The 20,249-nt window shown below is 36.8% G+C and carries 24 protein-coding genes; 9 read left to right on the top strand and 15 right to left on the bottom strand.

The window, feature by feature from the left end:
- Positions 1 to 7: 7 nt before the first annotated feature.
- Together cbiQ and H6F45_RS07170 are read left to right on the top strand one after the other, a co-directional pair.
- On the top strand, positions 8 to 820 hold the full coding sequence (gene cbiQ / locus H6F45_RS07175) for a cobalt ECF transporter T component CbiQ (protein ID WP_137667150.1): 813 nt from the start codon (positions 8 to 10) through the stop codon (positions 818 to 820).
- A complete protein-coding gene (locus tag H6F45_RS07170; RefSeq protein ID WP_096570555.1) occupies positions 795 to 1,616 on the top strand; it encodes an ABC transporter ATP-binding protein in 822 nt (273 codons plus the stop codon). Before cbiQ ends, H6F45_RS07170 begins: the two co-directional genes overlap by 26 nt.
- On the opposite strand, the gene H6F45_RS07165 is transcribed toward H6F45_RS07170, so the two are convergent.
- The 9 genes from H6F45_RS07165 to H6F45_RS07125 all read right to left on the bottom strand — a co-directional run bounded on the left by H6F45_RS07165 (position 1,604) and on the right by H6F45_RS07125 (position 8,737).
- Positions 1,604 to 2,317 (bottom strand): Uma2 family endonuclease, encoded by a 714-nt coding sequence (locus H6F45_RS07165; RefSeq protein ID WP_137667151.1) that lies wholly within the window; start codon positions 2,315 to 2,317, stop codon positions 1,604 to 1,606. The two genes, H6F45_RS07170 and H6F45_RS07165, sit on opposite strands and share 13 nt — an antisense overlap.
- A gap of 49 nt (positions 2,318 to 2,366) precedes the next feature.
- Positions 2,367 to 4,685, bottom strand: a complete 2,319-nt coding sequence (recJ, locus tag H6F45_RS07160) for a single-stranded-DNA-specific exonuclease RecJ (protein ID WP_190346846.1) — start codon at positions 4,683 to 4,685, stop codon at positions 2,367 to 2,369.
- 275 nt (positions 4,686 to 4,960) lie between these two features.
- Positions 4,961 to 5,602 (bottom strand): GNAT family N-acetyltransferase, encoded by a 642-nt coding sequence (locus H6F45_RS07155; protein WP_096570561.1) that lies wholly within the window; start codon positions 5,600 to 5,602, stop codon positions 4,961 to 4,963.
- A 122-nt stretch (positions 5,603 to 5,724) separates the two neighbouring features.
- Positions 5,725 to 6,549: a PD-(D/E)XK nuclease family protein gene (locus H6F45_RS07150; RefSeq protein WP_137667153.1), complete on the bottom strand. Its 825-nt coding sequence runs from the start codon at positions 6,547 to 6,549 to the stop codon at positions 5,725 to 5,727.
- A gap of 365 nt (positions 6,550 to 6,914) precedes the next feature.
- Positions 6,915 to 7,118, bottom strand: coding sequence for a hypothetical protein (locus H6F45_RS07145; protein WP_096570563.1), 204 nt, complete (start codon positions 7,116 to 7,118; stop codon positions 6,915 to 6,917).
- Positions 7,119 to 7,130: 12 nt separating this feature from the next.
- Positions 7,131 to 7,694 (bottom strand): peptide deformylase, encoded by a 564-nt coding sequence (gene def / locus H6F45_RS07140; protein WP_096570565.1) that lies wholly within the window; start codon positions 7,692 to 7,694, stop codon positions 7,131 to 7,133.
- 13 nt (positions 7,695 to 7,707) lie between these two features.
- Positions 7,708 to 7,887, bottom strand: a complete 180-nt coding sequence (locus H6F45_RS07135) for a hypothetical protein (RefSeq protein WP_190346845.1) — start codon at positions 7,885 to 7,887, stop codon at positions 7,708 to 7,710.
- Positions 7,888 to 7,930: 43 nt separating this feature from the next.
- Entirely contained in the window at positions 7,931 to 8,506 is a 576-nt protein-coding gene (gene aat / locus H6F45_RS07130; protein ID WP_096570567.1) for a leucyl/phenylalanyl-tRNA--protein transferase, read from the bottom strand.
- A 12-nt stretch (positions 8,507 to 8,518) separates the two neighbouring features.
- Positions 8,519 to 8,737, bottom strand: a complete 219-nt coding sequence (locus H6F45_RS07125) for a hypothetical protein (protein ID WP_190346844.1) — start codon at positions 8,735 to 8,737, stop codon at positions 8,519 to 8,521.
- Positions 8,738 to 8,761: 24 nt separating this feature from the next.
- On the opposite strand from H6F45_RS07125, the gene H6F45_RS07120 reads away from it, so the two are divergent.
- On the top strand, positions 8,762 to 9,091 hold the full coding sequence (locus H6F45_RS07120) for a hypothetical protein (RefSeq protein ID WP_096570569.1): 330 nt from the start codon (positions 8,762 to 8,764) through the stop codon (positions 9,089 to 9,091).
- Here H6F45_RS07120 and H6F45_RS26950 read toward each other — a convergent pair.
- The 4 genes from H6F45_RS26950 to H6F45_RS07105 all read right to left on the bottom strand — a co-directional run bounded on the left by H6F45_RS26950 (position 9,039) and on the right by H6F45_RS07105 (position 10,813).
- Positions 9,039 to 9,173, bottom strand: a complete 135-nt coding sequence (locus tag H6F45_RS26950; RefSeq protein ID WP_277876965.1) for a hypothetical protein — start codon at positions 9,171 to 9,173, stop codon at positions 9,039 to 9,041. The genes H6F45_RS07120 and H6F45_RS26950 overlap by 53 nt on opposite strands.
- A 33-nt stretch (positions 9,174 to 9,206) precedes the next feature.
- Positions 9,207 to 9,509, bottom strand: a complete 303-nt coding sequence (rpsN, locus tag H6F45_RS07115; RefSeq protein ID WP_096570571.1) for a 30S ribosomal protein S14 — start codon at positions 9,507 to 9,509, stop codon at positions 9,207 to 9,209.
- A gap of 578 nt (positions 9,510 to 10,087) precedes the next feature.
- Positions 10,088 to 10,570, bottom strand: coding sequence for a DUF3368 domain-containing protein (locus H6F45_RS07110; RefSeq protein WP_190346843.1), 483 nt, complete (start codon positions 10,568 to 10,570; stop codon positions 10,088 to 10,090).
- 75 nt (positions 10,571 to 10,645) lie between these two features.
- A complete protein-coding gene (locus H6F45_RS07105) occupies positions 10,646 to 10,813 on the bottom strand; it encodes a UPF0175 family protein (protein ID WP_236104224.1) in 168 nt (55 codons plus the stop codon).
- A 946-nt stretch (positions 10,814 to 11,759) separates the two neighbouring features.
- Here H6F45_RS07105 and H6F45_RS07100 point away from each other — a divergent pair.
- The 3 genes from H6F45_RS07100 to H6F45_RS07090 all read left to right on the top strand — a co-directional run bounded on the left by H6F45_RS07100 (position 11,760) and on the right by H6F45_RS07090 (position 13,107).
- Positions 11,760 to 11,957 carry a hypothetical protein gene (locus H6F45_RS07100; protein ID WP_096570581.1) on the top strand — a complete coding sequence of 66 codons (198 nt, stop codon included), beginning with the start codon at positions 11,760 to 11,762 and terminating at the stop codon, positions 11,955 to 11,957.
- Positions 11,958 to 12,095: 138 nt separating this feature from the next.
- Positions 12,096 to 12,557 (top strand): DUF29 domain-containing protein, encoded by a 462-nt coding sequence (locus tag H6F45_RS07095; protein WP_096570583.1) that lies wholly within the window; start codon positions 12,096 to 12,098, stop codon positions 12,555 to 12,557.
- Positions 12,558 to 12,627: 70 nt separating this feature from the next.
- Positions 12,628 to 13,107 (top strand): hypothetical protein, encoded by a 480-nt coding sequence (locus H6F45_RS07090; protein ID WP_190346842.1) that lies wholly within the window; start codon positions 12,628 to 12,630, stop codon positions 13,105 to 13,107.
- 138 nt (positions 13,108 to 13,245) lie between these two features.
- Here H6F45_RS07090 and H6F45_RS07085 read toward each other — a convergent pair whose 3' ends face one another.
- Positions 13,246 to 15,267, bottom strand: a complete 2,022-nt coding sequence (locus tag H6F45_RS07085) for an elongation factor G (protein WP_190346841.1) — start codon at positions 15,265 to 15,267, stop codon at positions 13,246 to 13,248.
- Between the two features lie 425 nt (positions 15,268 to 15,692).
- Here H6F45_RS07085 and H6F45_RS07080 point away from each other — a divergent pair, with 425 nt between their 5' ends.
- From H6F45_RS07080 to H6F45_RS07070, 3 genes are all read left to right on the top strand, one after another.
- Positions 15,693 to 16,658 (top strand): tetratricopeptide repeat protein, encoded by a 966-nt coding sequence (locus tag H6F45_RS07080; RefSeq protein WP_137668942.1) that lies wholly within the window; start codon positions 15,693 to 15,695, stop codon positions 16,656 to 16,658.
- 207 nt (positions 16,659 to 16,865) lie between these two features.
- Positions 16,866 to 17,417: a phosphate-starvation-inducible PsiE family protein gene (locus H6F45_RS07075; protein ID WP_096570591.1), complete on the top strand. Its 552-nt coding sequence runs from the start codon at positions 16,866 to 16,868 to the stop codon at positions 17,415 to 17,417.
- A gap of 207 nt (positions 17,418 to 17,624) precedes the next feature.
- On the top strand, positions 17,625 to 17,864 hold the full coding sequence (locus H6F45_RS07070; RefSeq protein WP_096570593.1) for a hypothetical protein: 240 nt from the start codon (positions 17,625 to 17,627) through the stop codon (positions 17,862 to 17,864).
- 266 nt (positions 17,865 to 18,130) lie between these two features.
- Here the strand turns inward: H6F45_RS07070 and H6F45_RS07065 are convergent, their stop codons facing one another.
- Positions 18,131 to 20,197 (bottom strand): NAD(P)H-quinone oxidoreductase subunit 5, encoded by a 2,067-nt coding sequence (locus H6F45_RS07065; protein WP_190346840.1) that lies wholly within the window; start codon positions 20,195 to 20,197, stop codon positions 18,131 to 18,133.
- Between the last annotated feature and the right edge of the window lie 52 nt (positions 20,198 to 20,249).

The raw sequence follows: 20,249 nt of genomic DNA, 5'->3' as shown, positions 1-20,249 counted from the left end.
CTACACAATGAGCCTAAAATTAGATACTTTAGCTTATACTAATCAACTGCGACAAATTCCCCCAACACATAAAATCATCTTTGCCTTTACTACGCTGTTACTTGCACTTTTCACCCATCCATTTGTACAAATTTTACTATCATTATGGATGGGTATTTGGACAGTAGTGTATGCTAAAATTCCTCTGAAAATCTATTTGCGGTTGTTAATTTTTGCTAGTTTTTTCTGGTTGACAAGTTTACCAGCATTAACAATTAATATGGTCAACCTCGCTAACTTTTCACAAATTCAAAGAGATTTAATATATGGGTTAAAGTTTGGTACTGTTTATATTTACATTAGTCACAGTGGAAGTATACAAGCTTTAGTAATTTTTTGTCGTGCCTTTGCAGCCATTTCTTGTTTATATTTTCTCATGTTAACTGTGCCATTTACAGAATTATTACAAACGCTACGATACTTAAAATTTCCAGCAATTTTAACCGATTTATTATTATTAATGTATCGGTTTATTTTCATAATTCTAAACACAGCCAATGAATTATGGATAGCACAAAATTCTCGTTGTGGCTACCGCAACTGGAAAATAGGAATGAGAAGTTTAGCAATATTAATAGGACAATTGTTACAGCGTACTTTACAACAATATCATCGTTTTTCTTTGGGATTAGCAGCAAGGGGAATGACAGAAGAATTTAGAGTCTGGCATCCCCAACGTTATCAATTATCTAAACGATATATTATTGAAGCAATTAGTGGCTGTGTAGTCTTAATAGCAATAGAATTAGGATGGAATGCAGGAATATTTACTAGAATTTGAACAAGTATATTACACCTATCCAGGTACACAACAATCAGTTTTAAATGGGTTAAATATAAAAATTCCCTCTGGAAAAAAGTGTGCCTTAATTGGTCAAAATGGTTGTGGTAAAACCACGCTATTTTTATTAGCTAATGGTTTATATAAACCTGAACGGGGAATTATCAAATGGTTGCATGAACCGTTAAGCTATCATAGAAACTATCTGACAAAATTACGGCAAAAAATTGGTTTAGTATTTCAAGATCCAGAACAGCAATTAGTCGCATCTACTGTTGAGGAAGATATATCCTATGGGTTGTGTAATTTGGGTTTATCCCCATCGGAAATTCAAATCAGAGTCGAGAAAATATTAGGTGAATTTGGGCTAAACAGTTTAGCAGAAAAACCCGTACATCATCTTAGCTTAGGGCAGAAAAAACGAGTTTCTATAGCTGATGTCATGGTATTAGAACCTCAACTTTTAATATTAGATGAACCTACAGCATATTTAGATATAAAACACACTCGTAACCTGATGAATACGCTCAAAAAAATTCATGGTAATGGCACAACTTTATTAATGGCTACCCATGATTTAGATTTAGTTTATCGTTGGGCAGATTGGGTTTTTGTTATGGATAAAGGAAGATTGATCTTAGAAGGAACACCAGAAGATGTATTTAGTCAGTATCATCTTTTAGAGGAGTTAGAATTAGGTGTACCATTAATATATGAAATGTTATTTGCAGGGCTATCTGTTGAGGAGAAAGCCGTTTTAGAACGGGTGAAACAACGGATATTTCAGGATATATAACTATTTCCAGCTAATTTTTCTACAAAATCTTGATGTTCTCCTGAACTTAAACCTGTCTGTAAAGTAGCCATTACTTGTGACATATTTCTTGTTACTAATGCGGAAACATTCAGCCATAAACCTGGAAATACTTGACTTTTAATTATTCCTTGTTCATTTGCTACCAGTTCTATATATTCACCATTCTTTAAACTGAACCAACTTACAGTACCTTCAAAAACCTGCCAAACTATATATTCTTCAATTCCATTGCGACGGTAGGCTCTTTTTTTATCATATAAATCTTTGGTAGCACTGCTGGCTGCTACTTCTGCGATTAATTCTGGTGCGCCTTCTATATAACCATCTGCGCCTATATAAGACTTGCCACCACAGGCTGTATCTATTAATAGTACAGCATCGGGTTGAGGTTCGTTGTCTAAATCTAGTCTTACTGTTGCATTGTCACCCAGTCTGACACCAGGTGTAACTATTTTATAAGACCACAACCAACCCATTAAATTAGCATGAGGTTCGGCGTGAGGTTCAAAACGCAGAGGGGAAGCCACGTAAACTACTCCTTCAATTAATTCAGCTTTTTTGAGATTTGGCATAGCACTATAACGGCGCTCAAATTCTGGACGAGTCAGGCGATCGCCACTTTCCAAAGGCGGAATATAATCAGGATAATTATGGACAGTTTTTACAGAAGTGTTAACCATAACTGCAAATAATATTATGGGTAGGTAAATTGATTATATCTTACTGTTATCAAAGTAAACCATTAAAAGCGATCGCCTGAATAGTAGATATAGGAACTGTGGCAAAATATTTTTTTTGAAATTGTTCTTCTTGTAATGCGGCTAAAAATTTATTAACTGCATTTTCAGCCTTAGTTGTATCATTGATAAATTCATTCCACGTAATTTGTAGATAACGATCTTGACGTTCAATAGTAAAACCTAAATATTTCAAAGCCTGAAATCCTAAATATAAACTAGGATCACTAATACCCAGTTTTTCTAATATTTGTACACGGGTAACTAGCTGATTTTTGCGACTGATAAATTTAGCAACTCCTACCAACGTTAACCAAATTTCCTGGGGAGTTTGGTTTTCTGGTTTTGCCCAAGCTAAAGCTAGTTTTTGTTGTTTATAAACCGATTTTCTCAACCAAGCTCTTACATCCTCCCAAGTTGTGGGACAATCTTTAATAATTAATATTGAATCATCTACAGTAAATTCCGAAACATCCTGATTTCGCCAATCTAAAATCATTACTGATTTCTCAGTTTGCACTTCTAAATCAGCACTAGGACGCACAGCAATTAATCTGATTTCATAACGTTTTTTAAAGCTATTAAAATCTATTTCCGCAATACAATCACATTTACCTGTAGGCAATTCTTCTTTATAATGTCCCCACCAAATACCAGGAAAAGGATTTTTACTAGAATCATCTCTAATGTCAAACTCGGTTTTAATATATTGTATTTTCTTACCTTTTAAATCTTGTTGATTTCTATGCCAAGCATTTTCAAACCAACAATTTTTAATGAGTAATTTTGGTACAGGGTTTCCCATTCCACAAGGTTCTAAAAGTTTCAGTTCTAAAAATAATTCTTTCCCTAAATCTGCAACTGTCACCACCACATCAGCTTGGACAGTGGGTGTGAGATTTATTCCCCCTAAAGATTGCCGTAATTTTTGATTAATTGCATCTGTAAATAAGGGGATATTTTCTACAGGTAAACTTAAACCAGCCGCAAATGGATGTCCACCAAAACGATGTAATAAATGGGATTGTTCGTTAACTAATTGATATAAATCCACACCATTAATTGATCTGGCAGAACCCCGCGCCAATTGTGGTTTATTTGGTTCATATTCTCCGCTTTCTGTACTTAATAAAATTGTCGGTTTTCCTGTTTCTTGGGCAATTTGACCTGCTACTAAACCTAACACACCGTTAGCCCATTGTGGATCTTCTAAAACTATGACATTGGTAGTTGATAAATCTAATTGGGAGATTTTTTTTAATACTTGATTTTGTACATCTTTCTGTAAAGATTTGCGTCGGGTATTCGCTAATTCTGTTTCTTCTGCTAGTTCTTGACAACGTTGTATATCACGACTGGTTAATAGTTCTACACAGAAACTAGCATCACCTTTAATCCTACTAACTGCGTTAATTCTAGGACCTAAACCAAAGGAAATATCTGTAGGGCGATCGCCACTTTTCTGGCATAATTCTAATAATCTACCTACCCCTGGTCGTCTTCTTTCAACAACAGGTTTTTTATAATCTGCTTGTAATCTTTCAATTCCTACTTGTGCTAAATAACGGCAATCTCCACTTAATTGCACCAAATCAGCAATTAATCCTACCGCTACTAAATCTAATAAATCTTCTAGGGGACGTTGGGGTACATCGGGCAAAGTTTCATATAATGCTTCCACTAATTTATAAGCAACTGCAACTCCAGAAAGATGAAATAATGGATGTTCTTTTGGTAAGTAACGAGGATTAATAATTGCAGTTACCGGAGGACGTTCAGCAGGTAAAGTATGATGATCTGTGACAATAATATCAATTCCTAATTTTTGGGCATAAATAATTTCATCAATATTTGTACTTCCCGTGTCACAAGTAACGATTAATGTACAACCTTGTTGGGCTAAATTATCAATTCCTGCTAAATTTAAACCATGAGATTCTGTTAACCGATTAGGGATATAATAAGTTAATTGTTCATGTTGAATAAAAAATTGTCCTAAACCATCCCATAAAACCGCAGTTGAGGTAATACCATCTGCGTCAAAGTCTCCCCAAATCGCTATTTTTTCACCAGATATAGCCGCTTTTTTTAAACGGTTAACCGCCAAGTGCATCTCTTGTCCAAATTCAAAAGGACTTGCAGCTTGATAACTTTGGAAATTCACAAAACTGGCTAATTCTAATTCTGTTTTTATTCCTCTTTGCCATAATAATTGTGCAGCAAAAATACCACTTGATAAAGGTGTGTACTGTTTAACTGCTTGGATGAAGCACTCAGGAATTTGTTCTGTTTCTAATAAAATCCACTGCATTGAATTAATTTAAAATAGAGATTGGTGATTGGTGATTATATTTTGGATTTTGGATTTTGGATTTTGGATTTTGGATTTTGGATTTTGGATTTTGGATTGTATTTCATGAATCCAATCTAAAATCTAAAATTCTCCTGACTCCTGACTCCTGTACGGGCGTTCGCGAAGCGTGCTGGAAGCGTCAGCATTCGGGCGAACAATTATCAATTTGATGAAAAGGTTATTTTCCGAATGCTTCGCCCCTACTTCGCCCCTACGACTCCTAACTCCTCTCTTTATTCCTCATTAATCATTAAATCTGTTGATGATTCATTCACTAAGGGATTCATCGCTATTTCCCCAGGAATACCTTCGGATTTTCGAGAACGAATTGTAGTTCGTGTGCGCCTATAACCTGCCCTTTCTGCTTTTTGATGTTCATAATCTATTAGTCTGCCATAATATGGATGTTTACTCAAATTCATTGATAAGAAAATATGTTGGCGAATGTTACCAAAACCTTTTCTATTAAAAAATTTCACTGCTGGAGTATTTGTAGGATCAGTATCTACTAACATAAACCGCGCCCCATCTTCAATCATTCGCGCTACAACTTTATCAACTAATTTATCTGCAACTCCCTGACGTTGAAATTTAGGATTTACTCCTAACCACAAAATGTAACCATAGGTCCAAGATGCTTTACTAATTATTGTCCCTAAAATAAATCCTGCAAGTTCACTTTCTGTTTCCGCAACTAAGCAATATTCTGGATCTGTATTATAAAGTCCTATTACTTCCCATTCATCCCAGGTACGGTATAAATAAGGATATAAATCGCTGGTAAATAGTTCTTCACCTAAGTGGTAAACAGGTGCTATATCATCAATTCCTAATTCCCGAACATAAATTGTATCGTTTTCATCAAAGGTTTTCATAATTTTGTTAATTTTGTTAATTTTGTTAATTTTTTGATTTATTTGATTTAGATTTATTGGATTTATTGGATTTATTTGGTTAATTTTTGCTATATTTCCTGTTCTCTGTTAAGAGTTCCCTGCTATAGTGCTACTTCTTCAATAATATCAAGATTAGGTAGATTATTAATTGCGGGTGCTACTAAAGTTTTTGAGTCATACCTCCGATCAGCAAAGCGATCGCACTGTTTAGCAAACTGACAAAAATTACAAGTTTTAGATTCTTCTACCTGCGGAAATGGTTTACCCTTTTCATAATCATCTAACCAATTTGTTAATTTATTTAATAATTGATGAAGTTGTTTTTCTGTCTGTTTGTGTTTTTTGGTTTCATAGTGAAAAGGAATATTGTTAGATCGGGATTTAGCCTGAACAAACCAGTAAGTCATAGATATATTTTCCAGCAAATAGTTGCTAGTTTCTGCTAAAACATACAGATAAAGTTTGGTTTGCCAATTCTTAGCTAAATCATTTCTTTTTTGTGGTTTTTGATATGTTTTCCAATCAAAGATATGTGCTTTTTCTTGATCTGCAATTAATAAATCATAAACTACTGTCACTAGGTAATTTTGTGTTTGCAAAGTTCGATAATGTTCACTTTCTCGGAAGGTTTGATTATTAATATCAGGTGTTAATATTTCTGGTGCAGTTTCTTTAAAATCTTTCATCCAAGTTTTCAATTTATCATCTGCTTCGAGAAAACTATTAATTGGTAAACCTATTTCTCTCTGCTGCATTAATAGGTGAAAACGACTACCTGCAATCTGATGTTCTTCTTGTTTGGGATCTGTCGGTGTCGTCAGTTTTTCTAAATAATTATACTGGAATTTACGCGGACAGGTTTCTAGTAAGTTGAGGTGTCCTTGCGAAAGTCTTAATAATTTACTATCAGTTGATGTTAATACCATTTTTGCATTTTCTGTTTTCATCAAATTACTTATTATCAATCTATCAATTTTTATTTTTTATTTTTTATTAGAGTCGCGCAACTTTTTATCTTTGGGTCGTTGACTTTTTCTCTGGGGCGCGGTACTATTCTAGTATAATAGAGTGTTGCTAAAATTTTTTAAAAACTTTACATCCCATTGTATTGAAGATACTATATAGCCTACCACCCCCCTAGAAAAAAATCAATCCTCTCTCCTACGGATTTTTCTATATTTTTTTTGTTAAATTAAATTCTTTTAAACCACCAATCACCAATCACCAATCACCAAAAAAAACAAAAGGTAAAAGAATAGTATAAACTCTTACCTTTTTGTATACCTGATGCTTATTTAATATTAGCCCGTGCATCCTTGACTGCCGCAATAAAAAATAAAACAGTCAGGGGAATGCTTAGAGCTAGAATAATGGTAGTAGTTTGGACACCAAAATCAGGTTGTCCAGAACTGAGTTCAAAAACAGAACCAACAGCAGCGATCGCTGTAAAACAAGACCCACCTAAAAATAAACCGCTTTTTGGAGTTAAATACACAACAAGACCACCCTATGCTACTGGTTTTACAGCTTGATACGAGAAGCCATTTTTAGATAGCTCCTGTGCTAAAGTCAAGGAATTATCTACACGATCCACAAAAACCACACCATTGAGGTGATCCATCTCGTGTAAAATACATCTTCCCAGTAAATCACCAGCTTTTAAGGTTTTGGGACGACCATATTCATCTTTATAAGCAATTTCTACAACTTTCGGGCGTTTGACATCCAAAAAAACTTTAGGAATACTTAAACAGCCCTCTTGAGCAATACAAAGCTCACTGCTAACCTGTTTAATCACAGGGTTAATTAATACCAATGGGGGTACTTCTGGTTTATCGGGTTCACAGTCGATGACAATTAGTTGTTTATTAATTCCAACTTGGGGTGCAGCTAAACCAATACCATCTTCGCTGTACATAGTTTGCAGCATATCCCGCACCAGTTGACGAAGTTCATCATCTATTTTTGTTACCCGCTTTGCAGGTTGACGGAGGGCGCGATCGCCTAAATAATGAAGCTTCAAAGGTGGATTTTTTAACTTTTTCTTCTCTACAGCAATATCAGAGGGCATGATTGTCTTGGCTTTATGATGAATGTCTGATTAATTTCATTCTATCGTTATTTGGTTGGTGATTGGTGACTGGTGACTGGTGACTGGTGACTGGGGACTGGGGACTGGTGACTGGTGACTGGTGACTGGGGACTGGGGACTGGGGACTGGGGACTGGGGACTGGTGACTGGTGACTGGTGACTGGGTAATCAATTTGATGTTTCCTAATCAACTATCAACTATCAACTATCAACTATCATTCTAATGAACAAGATGTTTGCAAAGCTTGTCTCAGCAACGTCTCATATTCTTTAGTACCGACGTTATAAGCACCAAATCGGGCTAAATGGGGATTCATCATTTGTGCGTCAAACAATAAAAATTTCCTTTCTCGCAACCTTTCTACTAGCTTCACCATCGCTACTTTAGAACCTTCAGGAATTTTATAAAACATAGATTCACCAATAAAAGCACCTCCAATCACAATCCCTAAAATTCCCCCTGCAAGTTGATCACCGTGCCAGGTTTCAAAACTATAAGCATAACCAGTTTGGTAAAGTAACCAGTAGATTTTTTTTAATTCTTGAGAAATCCAAGTTGTTTCTCGGTTAGCGCATCCATTAACCACACCCATAAAGTCACGGTTAACTGCTACTGTAAACTTTTCTTGGTTGAGAACTCGTTGTAATGACTTGGGATAGTGGAATCTTTCATCTAAGGGAATCAAAGTATGTTCTCTACTTCCATACCATCCCAAGTGATCATGCTCATCAGCCATGAGAAAATATCCTTGAGCATAACCTCGAATAATAGCAGCAACATCATATTCCATAGTTTATGAACATCATAACAAAACCCCCAAAGGAACGCATTTAGCTGTGATTGGACTGCTGCTGCGTTTTTCTCTCTCATCCCAGCTTGAACCATGATTTTGAGATATGGAAAGATTAAAAGCTTGTGTTAAAAGCTTGTTTAACAAGACTTTTACAATCCAAAATCCAAAATCTAAAATCCAAAATCCAAAATCTAAAATCCAAAATGGTATGAGATTACCTTGGTACACAAAATCTATTTAAGATATACAAACATGACTCAGCCAATTCCACCTATTACCCTACCACCTACGGAAAATCCTCAACAAGAAGGCGAATGGTTGCAAAAGCGACTGTTGTTATGGCTAGATACAGAATTTCTTCCCGAACTGGTTAATCAAAAAATTGCCCAACGTGCAGCGCAGATTTTTGTCAGGCAACGCATGGAAGGAGAAGATGATTTAGGATCTCTGGTAATTGCTATTGTTACAGAGATGCAGTCTTTTGATTTTTCTAAAAGCTTTTATGGAGAGTTTGCGATCGCCAACGCCGTTAGCGATCTACTCTTAGACAGTCTGGGAATTGATCGTTGTTGTGGACAATGACAGGTGATTGGGGACTGGGGACTGGGGACTGGGGACTGGGGACTGGGTTATAATTTTTCCTGCTTCCCCTGCTTACTGTCACCTATTCCCTATTCCCTATTCCCTGGGTTAATGACTACCAGCTAGACTTGACAACCCCAGGTAATAAACCTTGGTGCGCCCATTCCCGCAGAACGTTCCGAGATAGTCCAAAATCACGGTAAACTCCTCTGGGGCGACCTGTTAACCAGCAACGGTTTTGACGGCGGCTAGGTGCGCTGTTACGGGGTAGTTGTTGAATTTGGCGGTGAATTTCTAACTTATCTAGGGGAGATTCTGCTGATCTGAACTCTTCTAGCAGGGCTTCCCGTTTTGCAGCGTATTTTTCCACCATTTTAGCGCGTTTCTTCTCGCGCTCAATCATGCTCTTTTTAGCCATAAAATATCTAATCTATTAAAAGGCAGCGTTTTCTATTCTACACTGCTATATAAAACCTAGACAAAACTAGACTTTACTTTCTACTTCAACGGGAGCATGGGAGCAGTTATCCCTCAGTAGACTTTCACGCCTTAGCCAGACGCGATTGTGTTCCAATTAAGTTTCTGAAAAAGACTACCACCATCATTGCTTGGTTTTCGCGTCGGCAATAGTCTCAATTCAATACTTGATATCACCGTATTATATATCAAGTAGTTGATTTTTTCCTAAAAATATATTGATTTTTGTCAATATAAGTATAGTTTTGTCTATGAAATTGTCAACTTAGGACTTGCTCTCTGGGTCTGGAACGTCTCTATCAAAGCAAAAAAATCCGTCGTTTGCTAATTATCATTTTTTTGGTGTTTTTCCGCAATAGAGGTAGTAAATCTTCTTGACACGGACCGAAAACCCTGTTACGCTAATCTCGACGAGGAAGAACTATCTTGTGTGCATAAACAGGTTGTGTCAAGTTTTGTCAAATCATGAAATTAACAATAACTTCATCTTCAACTTTATTTTCTGAGCTTGTGCGATCGCTATTCTCCTGCAATTGATAAAATTTCTGCACACAACTGTTTACGAATCCAGAAGCCATTAGCAGTCAAATCATCTAATATCGGTTTTACTAGCGGAATAATCCCTTTTTGTTTAGCAGCTAGTACAATACCTAATAGTCCAGTAACCTGCAATCGGGACTTGATAGCCTCATTTCTGCCTTTTCGCTCATCAATAATTAGTCTATCAGCATTTAACTCTACAGTAAGAGCGATCGCTTCTGCTTCTCCAGGATCTAAAATTTTTTGTAGGGTGTCAACTAAATCAACGTTGGTAACAGATATAACTTGAATCCAATCAACAGTTTGCAGTGCTAGTGTACCTGGATCTGTACAACCACAAGCAACAATTTCCTGATAGACTCTTGGGGGAATAAAAAGATTACCATATAGTTGCTGCAACAAAGTTAACTGACCAATTGCAGCTAAGTTACTGATAGGAGATGTATTACTAACAATCATCATAGCCAATTGTTAGCTTCCAAACTCTTGACATCCTCTCTCAGTTCAGCAATATCATAATGAAGAGGAATTTTGCGACTAGTTAAGCAATCGCTGAAACTCAAGCTGATTCATACCGACAAAATTACTCGCTTGTCCTAAAGTAAACCGTTCTTGTGTAAACAGCAAGATAGCTATTTCCTGAATTAATTCCTTGTCAGACATTTGAATTGTCTGCAAGACATCATCTGTAATCACCACACTCATCTTTTTACCTCTTCAACTTCTTGAAGTTATCCTCAAATTTCTACTACACAGCAGCAATATATATCTAAGTTTAGTCTAATTTTAATTTATTGCTAAGTCGCGTAAGTAATAAAAGCGATCTTTTGTCCAATCATCTTCTTTAATTCTTCCTAAGAGGATGTTTGAAAAGTCTAACTTAGGCGATTAAAAATCACATCTACACAGACAAAACCTGCCTATGCAAGTTTCAAATCCTTAATTTTTCGTTAGTCCACGCAGGTGGACTTTGTTTGTGTAGTAGCGAATTATATTCGCCGAAAACTTTTAAGACAACCTCTAAGTAACCTGTTAATGGTGATGATAGTTCTATTAATATTTCTATATCATTAACTGATAGAAAATTACCTTTTGCTGACTTCCTCCCAAATCCCACAACGCAAGCAGCAAGCGAGTTTTAGCGTAACTTACCTGTAAATCCTTAGTCTTTGAACTCATGGTGATGTGTGTTAAATAACTGCAAATATTATAATAGTGATTGTAATTTTTATGTCACCACAACCAAAAAATTGTTTATTTTCTCGATATTTCTTATAAATTGCTCAAAATTTCTACACAAAAAGCAACAGAGAATTTACGTAACTTATAAAAAAATAAAAATAAAAGTAGGTTGGGTTGACGCAAAGCACCCGAACATAATCACCAACAAAATAACGTATAATTAAAATAACGTATAATTAAAGGCTACAACATATAAAAACGAAAATAAAATTTTAACTGATGGGAAAACTAAACTTTCTTAATGTGGTATTTTGCCATAAATGCAAGATAATGATGTAATTTTTACATAAAATAATTAAACTAGTGACAAAAATAACAGATGATGAAAATGACATTGTTTGTTACTGCTATTCCCCACTACAATATACCCAATGTAGTGGGTTTTATCTGATATTCAGGTTTTTGAACTATGTCAGACTCCAAAGACGCGCAACCAATGTCATGTAAGAGTATTTGTAAAGACTGTGCTTTTTTTGTCCAGGAGGAATGCACTCACCCTGATGAATTAGGGGTTAATTGTGCTACTGTCATTTTTTGTAATTCTTTTACTCCAGCAGTAGAAGTTGATAGTCCTTGTGTGACTTTTGGTAATGATGATGAATATTAATGAAAGACGGAAGGTAGAAACTTCCTGATAGCATTTCCAGTCAGGAGAATGGGAACGAGGAAAAGTAGGAATTATTATATAATTACTTAAAGAAGCTACCAAAAAATCTCACAATTTCTTTGCGGAGGTTTCCAGCAGATGAAAGCAATTCAACCTACAAACCTTGCTAGTTCAAATCTTTATAATGAAGATTTTTATTTATGGATAGAAACTACAGCTAAACAATTAAAAAATGGTAACTTTGCAGAAATTGATTTAGAGAATTTAATTGAAGAGATCGAAAGCATGGGAAGAAGTGAAAAAAGAGCATTAAAAAGTAACTTATTAATTTTATTAATGCACCTTCTCAAATATAAATATCAACCAGATAAACGCAGTAATAGTTGGTTATCTACTATTTTTGAACATAGACGCAGATTGAAAGAAGAATTAACTGAAAGTCCCAGTTTAAAAAAATATTTTTCTGAAGTATTTAGCGAATGTTATCAAGATGCGAGAAAACTAGCATCCTTAGAAACAGGTTTATCAGTTGATACTTTTCCTGTAGACTGTCCTTTTACTACAGATGAAATTTTAAATCAAGATTATTTACCAGAATAAACTTGATGCAAGTAATCAGCTATCAGTAATCAGCTATCAGCTTTCATCTATAGATAGAAAAAACAAAAATATGTCAATAAATGATGTGCTTGCAGACTTTGAGGGTGATGATTTTGTTTCTCCAAGACTTATATGTGCTACTTATACTTTTAACCAACAAGGTACTTCACTTTATTATTATACCTATGGTCAAGATTCGCAAGGATTTGACGCTGGGTTAAAGTTAGATTTTTTTGCTGATAAAGTCCGGTTTACAAACTTTAAAAAACCACATCCAGTAAAAAAGTATGAACCATATTTTGATAAATTTATTGATGGATGTTCTTGTAGTTACGATGAAATACAGCAAAAATTTACATTATCAAGTTCTATAACAATAGAGACATTAAACATCATGGCACAACATTGGATGATTTCAGTTGATAAATTTATAAATACTTTATTAGTTGCCTATTATTTGTTGTGGGATGCTGAAGATAATGATTGGATTAATAGTTCTTTCTGGGAATGTGGAGATTTCAAAGGTGTTTTACCTTATCCAAAACGTTGATTTTATTATATTTTCTAATAAACTTTTTTATCTTATCTTCTCCTCTTCCTTTGCGTCTTTGCGTCTTTGCGTGAGAAAAAAAGGAAGGTAGAACCTTCCTAATAACATTCCCAGTCAGAGACTGGGAACGAGAATTGACTATTTACCGTTTTTAATTAAAACCCGTTCGGCAATTTTATCCGGTACTTCTTGCAGGTGGTCATATTCCCAATGGAAAGAACCAACACCCAAGGTAAGCGATCGCAATTCTACAATAAAATCGTGCATTTCTGCTTGGGGTAAGTATGCAGAAACATTATCCCATCCTGACCAATCTTGTCTACCTTCATAACCCAAAATTTGTCCCCGTCTACCACTTAAAAGTTGTAAAACTTTAGAGGTAAACTCACTAGGAGTATTCACATCTACCTTTAAAATTGGTTCTAAAAGGGTAGGTTGTGCTTGGGGTACTCCTGTTTGCATTGCGAGACGTGCAGCTTGTTTAAAAGCTTGTTCTGAACTATCAACGGTGTGATAAGAACCATTAGTTAATGTCACCGCAACATCAACCATCGGGAAACCTAAAGGACCATGTGCAAGAAATTCTTTCACTCCCATTTCTACCCCAGGAATATATTGTTTAGGAACAACACCACCAACAATTGTTTCCCGGAAATTGAAACCTTCTCCCCTTGCTAATGGTTGAATGTCTAAATAAACATCTCCAAATTGTCCATGTCCACCACTTTGATGTTTATAACGTCCATGAACTGCGTTTACTGGTTTGCGGATAGTTTCTTTGTAAGGAATTTGGGGAAGATGGGTAGACATGGGTAAGTTATATTTGCGTCGCAGTCTATCTAACGCAACTTGCAAATGTATCTCACCTTGTCCCCACAAAATTACTTCGTGGGTGTCTCCATGTTGTTCCCAAGCTAAAGCAGGATCTTCTTCTAATAACTTAGTAATAGCAGCACTAAGTTTGACTTCATCATTACGTTTTTCGGGTGTTATAGCTAACGCAAAAACTGGTTCTAATTCTGCTGCTTTTGGTAATTGTTTAATGTGGGAATTGGTAGAAATTGTATCTCCGGTTTTAATTCCTTCTAACCTAGAAATAGCAACAATTTCTCCAGCTACAGCTTCGTTAATTTGCTGTTGTTGTTGTCCCATTAAACGGTAAATTCCACCAGCACGAATACCATTTAAAACAATACCATCTGTTAACGTTCCTTGCCAGACTCGCACTAAGGAAAGTTTGCCACCTTGGGGAGTATAAAAGGTTTTGAGAACTTGCGCTAAAGGAGTATCACTAATTTTTTCTAAACGCCGTTCCATTGTGGTTTCTGGTGCTGGTGCTTCCCTTAATATTGCTTCTAATAAAGGTCTCACACCATAATCTTGTTCTGCAATTCCAAAGAAAACTGGTACTACTAAATCAGCACCTAGTTCTAGTTTTAAATCTTTGAGAATTTCTTCTTGGGGTGGTTCGATATCTTCTAATAATTCTTCCAGTAAATGATCATCAAAATCAGCCAAAGTTTCTAACATTTCTGCTCTCGCTTGATGTTCTTCGGCTTTTAATGCTTCTGGAAATGGGATGGAATCAGCAGCAGCACCAGCATGATATTGATAAGCTTTTTCACTTACCATATCAATAAATCCTGTGAGTTCTTCCCCTTGCATAATGGGGAATTGATGCAGCACTAAAGGACGACTAGAAACGGCTTTGAGGGCGTTTAATGTTTCTAGAACATGAATATTTGCCCGATCCATTTTATTCACAAATACGATGTGGGGAATTTCCCAATCATCGAGAAATTTGAATAATGGGGCTAAAGTTAAAACTCGATCTTTGATGGGTTCGCAAACAACAATTGCTGCATCAATTCCCATTAAAGCATTATAAGTTTCTTGGACAAATTCTACTGAACCAGGACAGTCTATAAAGGTGAAGCGTGTATTTTCGTATTCTGTACAAGCTGTGGAAACTTCTACACTCATGCGGCGATCGCGTGCTTCATTAGCACTATCTCCAACTGTGTTAACATCTTTAATGTTACCTTTGCGAGAAATTGCTCCGGTGACAAATAACAAACTTTCTAATAATGTGGTTTTGCCACTGGAATAGGGTCCAACAATTGCTACATTCCGCGAACCGGATTTTACTTTTTCGCTCATAAACCCTCCTTTACGGTGATTCCCTCAACCGTATTATGTATTTTTCAGGAGTAATTTTTTTAGCTTTCAGCAGTCAGCTTTCAGCTTTCAGCTTTTTAACAGCTATACTCAAAATTGTTATTGGCTTATTTCACTGATTTATCAAACATTATGACTACTGTACGGGCAAAGTAGGCGCGAAGCATTCGGAAAATAGCCTTTTCATAAAATTGATAATTAGTCGCCCGAATGCTTCGCCTCTACGACTCCTGACTCCTGACTTTTTTATTATCCATCTTTTAAGCTCGGTGCAAAAAAATTGTAGTTTATCGTAAGATTAAGATTAAGTAATATTAAGCTATGCTAATTTATATACCAATTATAAAATATTTGTTAAAAAATAGGTTCATACTCAATATTTAGTGACAATATTATTCGGCTAATTTATGACTATTTCCTTAAAAAAATATCCTTTTATTGGCATTGTTACTTTACTGGTACTAGATATCAATATTAAGCCAGTATTTTCCACTTCTCCCCATTTCCCCATTTCCCCATCTGCTGTCACCTGTCACCTGTCACCTGTCACCTGTCACCTATTAGCTCAAACTCCTCGTCAAATTGCTTTAGACTGGTTAAATAGGGGTTTACAAGCTATTCAAAGGGGAAAAATACAAGAAGCTATTAACGCTTTTCGTCAAGCAACACAATTAGATCCGACTTTAGCAGCAGCGCATTATAATTTAGGGTTAGCACTGCGACAAACTGGAAAGTTACAACCAGCAGCGGACGCATTTTATCAAGCTACGCAAGCCGATCCACAGTTTGCATTAGCTTTTGCAAATTTAGGTAGTGCTTTGTTAGAAGGGAATAATTTACAGTTAGCAAATGATTATTTACAACGAGCTTTACAACTAGATCCAAAATTGGGTTTTGCTCATTATAACTTAGGATTGATACGAGAAATTAAAAAAGATTGGGATGGGGCGATCGCCTCTTTTCAACAAGCGATCATACATAGTCCAAATTCTCCAGAACCTTCCTATCATTTAGGACTTTGTTATTTACAAAAAGGTAGAATTGAACTAGCAAAATCAGCATTTACCGCTGCAATAACTATCAATCCCAGATATGCAGAAGCTCATTATAATTTAGGTTCAATTTTATTTAATCAAGGCAAATTTAAGGAAGCATTAGCAGCATTTAGAAAATCCACCCAAGCAAATGCAAATTATGCCGATGCTTATTATGGTGCAGGATTAGTATTTGTACAATTGAAACAATATCCAGAAGCCGTAAAACTAATCAAATATGCGAGAGATTTGTATAAAAATCAAGGTAATACTCAATGGGTGAATAATGCCGACAAATTGTTAACACAAATACAAAAATTAAATAACAAACCACGCTGAGGCAGAAAACATTAATGTTACGTAAAAATAGGAATATTGGTAAGAGTTCAGAATTGAGTCAGTAGGGGTTTAGCAATGCTAAACCCTAACAGTAGTCAGAATATTTGATCAATTATCAACCAATGATTTTTGGTGTAACCCTAAAAAGCTGACTGCTGATAGCTGATAGCTGATAGCTTACTGACTGCCATTGGAATGTAAACAGTCATGCAAAAACGCTTCAAGAGTAGATTTTTATTTTGCGATCGCTGGTTAGATCGCTATGCAATAGTGCGTAACATGGAGGCTTTTCAAGACCTCATAGTGATGGTATTATGTTTAGCCTTATTTGCGGTAATGTTGATACAATTGTGGGGGATAGTTATTGCCATCATTAATTCATTAGACTACAAAGAATTGACATCAAAAATACTATTTGTGTTAATTCTCGTGGAATTATTTCGACTACTCATAGTTTACTTACAAGAACATAGTATTTCCGTAGGTGTAGCCGTGGAGGTGGCAATAGTTTCCGTACTGCGGGAAGTAGTTGTTCATGGTACGTTAGATATTTCCGGCACACAAACAGCAGCAATTTGTAGCTTATTACTCATTTTGGGGGGACTATTATTAGTATGTGCGAAAACACCCCACATGGACTGCATGAGTGCAAACACAAAATATTGTCCTATCGTGCATCAAGAGAATAGAGAAATACAAAACAAATTCGTATTTCAGTATTCCGATGAATATGAGGATAACCCACCTCTGTCAAAGTAAATATAGCAGTGGATAGATCCCCAACTTCTTGAAGAAGTCGGGGATCTGGGTATGACGTTTTTTAAAGTTGAGTTACTTAAAACCTTGTTCAATTATTAACTGAATACTTCTATCTAAAGGTAATAATTTTGTCCACTTTGAGATAGATGAATATAACTTAAATAATCTGTATAAATTCAATAAATAGTTAAATAAAGGAGCAAAAAAATGACTGCTACCCAGACCAAAACTCAAGAACCAATTAGTAATTTAGAATACGACTTTATCACAGTATTGCATAACAAAGCAGCAGCAGTGCAAGCTTACGAACGTTACATTCAAGATGCACAAGAAGCAAATTCTCAACCTTGTGTAGAACTATTCCAAAAATTGCGTCAGTCAGAAATTGACGGAGCGCACGAAATTCGTGAACATCTGCAACAAGTGATGGCAAAAGGAAAGATGTAATTTTGTAGGGTGCGTTAGATCCCATAGCAGTTAATGTACATTAACCCTATTGTTGCGAGCCTAACACACCCTAAAAACTAGATAGGAATCTGGATCAGGAGAAATATCAGTTAAGCGAAAAGTATCACTCACTTCTTTAATAAAATTCCTTCCTCTTCCCCTCTTCCCTTCGCGTTCTTCGCGTTCTTCGTGGTTCAATAACTTTGCGCCTTTGCGTCTTTGCGTGCAAAAAAAAATAGGGGCAGGAAAACCCACCCCCATAAAAATTAAGTCACACCAAAAACGATCACCAAGCCCAGAACAGCCCCAAAAACAATTAAGGCATAGAACTGAACCCGACCGCTTTCCAGGTACTTCAAACCTTCACCACTAACAAGAGTAAAGAAACCAGTCAAATTAACCGCACCATCAACAACGCGGAAATCAACTTCCATCACTTGTCGAGCAACACGACGCAAACCAAGGACAAATACCTGATGATAAATATCGTCAAAATACCATTTATTCAACGATAACTCATACAGAGATTTGATCTTAGAAGCGATCGCACTGGGGTCAATTTTCCGAGCCAAATACATCAGCACGGCTAAAGTAATACCCACCACAGAAATAGCCACAGAACTACCCGCCATCACATAAAACTCATGGGGGTCAAATTCCGCAGCTTTTTCCATTACTTCAGCTAAGGTTTCATTAGGAGAGTAGATAAACTGCTCAAAATAATTAGCGTAGGGAGTACCCACCAAACCGATCAAAATAGAAGGAACAGCCAAAACCAACAGAGGTAGAGTCATTGTCCAAGGAGACTCATGAGGTGAACTGCTGTGGTGTCCGTGACCATGACTTTCTAACTCACCTTTTTTCATTGCTCCTGGTCCAAAATTAGGTTGTAATTCCAAACCTAACTTAGCAGCAGCAGCATCTTTGAGAATGGTTTTGATTTTCTCATCATTACCCCGGAATTTGCCTTCAAATGTCGAGAAATACATTCTAAACATATAAAAAGCAGTAATACCCGCTGTCACCCAACCAATAAACCATAACAGGGGGTTAGCAGCAAAAGCCGCACCGAGAATTTCATCCTTAGACCAGAAACCAGCAAAGGGAGGAATACCGGAAATTGCTAAACAACCAATAAAGAAAGTAAACCCGGTAGCGGGCATATATTTCCGCAGTCCACCCATTAAGCGCATATCTTGAGCCAGTACCGCATCATGGCCAACCACTGCTTCCATACCGTGAATAACTGAACCTGAACCCAAGAACAGCATCGCTTTAAAGTAAGCATGGGTCATCAGGTGGAATAAACCCGCACTGTAAGCGCCTACACCCATTGCCATCACCATGTAACCAAGTTGGGAAATGGTGGAGTAAGCGAGTCCTTTTTTGATGTCGTTTTGGGTAATAGCGATAGTCGCGCCCAAAAATGCTGTAAATGCCCCAGTAAAAGCGATCACGTTCATTGCTACGGGGACGTGTTCAAATACTGGGTACATCCGCGCTATTAGGAATACACCAGCCGCCACCATTGTTGCTGCGTGGATCAGGGCGGAAATAGGTGTAGGACCTTCCATTGCGTCTGGTAGCCAGACATGGAGGGGGAACTGGGCAGACTTGGCAACTGGACCGAGGAAGACCAAAATGGCGAAGAGGATAGCCAGGAAATTGCTGATAGAACCAGATTCTACTAATTCACCCAGGCGATCGCCCATGATTGTAAAATCAAAGCTGCCTGTTGCCCAAAATAGACCCAAAATACCTAGCAGTAAACCAAAGTCACCAACGCGGTTAGTTACAAAAGCCTTTTGACAAGCATCCGCCGCCGCCTTGCGATCGTACCAAAAACCAACGAGGAGGTAGGAACACATCCCTACCAATTCCCAAAAGATATAAATTTGTACTAGGTTGGGACTAACCACCAACCCTAACATGGAAGAGCCGAATAAACTGAGATAGGCGTAAAACCGGACATAACCAGGGTCATGCGCCATGTAGCCATCAGTGTAAATCATCACCAAAAAGGCTACAGTTGTCACAACCACTAGCATCATAGCTGTGAGATTGTCAATTGTGTAGCCCATCGTCAAGTGAAAATTACCTGCTGCTGCCCATTCAAAGGTACGCAGATAAGGTGCATGACCTTGGTATTGACTCCACAGCAGAGCCATAGACAGCCCCATAGCTGCGCCCATCAGGGAGATAATAACCACAGCGTTTAGCTGTCGCAGGCGGTTTGTTACCTGATTTAACGAGATTAACCCTAGACCTACCAGCATTGCTCCTAATAGGGGTAATACTGGAATAATCCAGGCATACTGATAGATTACTTCCATCACTCACGCCTACTTTGAAAAGTATTGACAAATTAAGGACAATGCTGTAAGA

This window comes from Sphaerospermopsis sp. FACHB-1194 (assembly GCF_014696235.1).
In the GTDB taxonomy this organism is placed as follows: domain Bacteria; phylum Cyanobacteriota; class Cyanobacteriia; order Cyanobacteriales; family Nostocaceae; genus Sphaerospermopsis; species Sphaerospermopsis kisseleviana.
The sequence above is the reverse complement of the archived record's forward strand: the minus strand, read 5'-3'. Positions and strand labels throughout refer to the sequence as shown.

Coding starts and splice junctions, on each gene's coding strand:
- cbiQ (WP_137667150.1), top strand. CDS start 8: ATGAGCCTAAAATTAGATACTTTAGCTTATACTAATCAACTGCGACAA.
- H6F45_RS07170 (WP_096570555.1), top strand. CDS start 795: ATGCAGGAATATTTACTAGAATTTGAACAAGTATATTACACCTATCCA.
- H6F45_RS07165 (WP_137667151.1), bottom strand. CDS start 2,317: ATGGTTAACACTTCTGTAAAAACTGTCCATAATTATCCTGATTATATT.
- recJ (WP_190346846.1), bottom strand. CDS start 4,685: ATGCAGTGGATTTTATTAGAAACAGAACAAATTCCTGAGTGCTTCATC.
- H6F45_RS07155 (WP_096570561.1), bottom strand. CDS start 5,602: ATGAAAACCTTTGATGAAAACGATACAATTTATGTTCGGGAATTAGGA.
- H6F45_RS07150 (WP_137667153.1), bottom strand. CDS start 6,549: ATGGTATTAACATCAACTGATAGTAAATTATTAAGACTTTCGCAAGGA.
- def (WP_096570565.1), bottom strand. CDS start 7,694: ATGCCCTCTGATATTGCTGTAGAGAAGAAAAAGTTAAAAAATCCACCT.
- aat (WP_096570567.1), bottom strand. CDS start 8,506: ATGGAATATGATGTTGCTGCTATTATTCGAGGTTATGCTCAAGGATAT.
- H6F45_RS07120 (WP_096570569.1), top strand. CDS start 8,762: ATGACTCAGCCAATTCCACCTATTACCCTACCACCTACGGAAAATCCT.
- rpsN (WP_096570571.1), bottom strand. CDS start 9,509: ATGGCTAAAAAGAGCATGATTGAGCGCGAGAAGAAACGCGCTAAAATG.
- H6F45_RS07110 (WP_190346843.1), bottom strand. CDS start 10,570: ATGATGATTGTTAGTAATACATCTCCTATCAGTAACTTAGCTGCAATT.
- H6F45_RS07105 (WP_236104224.1), bottom strand. CDS start 10,813: ATGAGTGTGGTGATTACAGATGATGTCTTGCAGACAATTCAAATGTCT.
- H6F45_RS07100 (WP_096570581.1), top strand. CDS start 11,760: ATGTCAGACTCCAAAGACGCGCAACCAATGTCATGTAAGAGTATTTGT.
- H6F45_RS07095 (WP_096570583.1), top strand. CDS start 12,096: ATGAAAGCAATTCAACCTACAAACCTTGCTAGTTCAAATCTTTATAAT.
- H6F45_RS07090 (WP_190346842.1), top strand. CDS start 12,628: ATGTCAATAAATGATGTGCTTGCAGACTTTGAGGGTGATGATTTTGTT.
- H6F45_RS07085 (WP_190346841.1), bottom strand. CDS start 15,267: ATGAGCGAAAAAGTAAAATCCGGTTCGCGGAATGTAGCAATTGTTGGA.
- H6F45_RS07080 (WP_137668942.1), top strand. CDS start 15,693: ATGACTATTTCCTTAAAAAAATATCCTTTTATTGGCATTGTTACTTTA.
- H6F45_RS07075 (WP_096570591.1), top strand. CDS start 16,866: ATGCAAAAACGCTTCAAGAGTAGATTTTTATTTTGCGATCGCTGGTTA.
- H6F45_RS07070 (WP_096570593.1), top strand. CDS start 17,625: ATGACTGCTACCCAGACCAAAACTCAAGAACCAATTAGTAATTTAGAA.
- H6F45_RS07065 (WP_190346840.1), bottom strand. CDS start 20,197: ATGGAAGTAATCTATCAGTATGCCTGGATTATTCCAGTATTACCCCTA.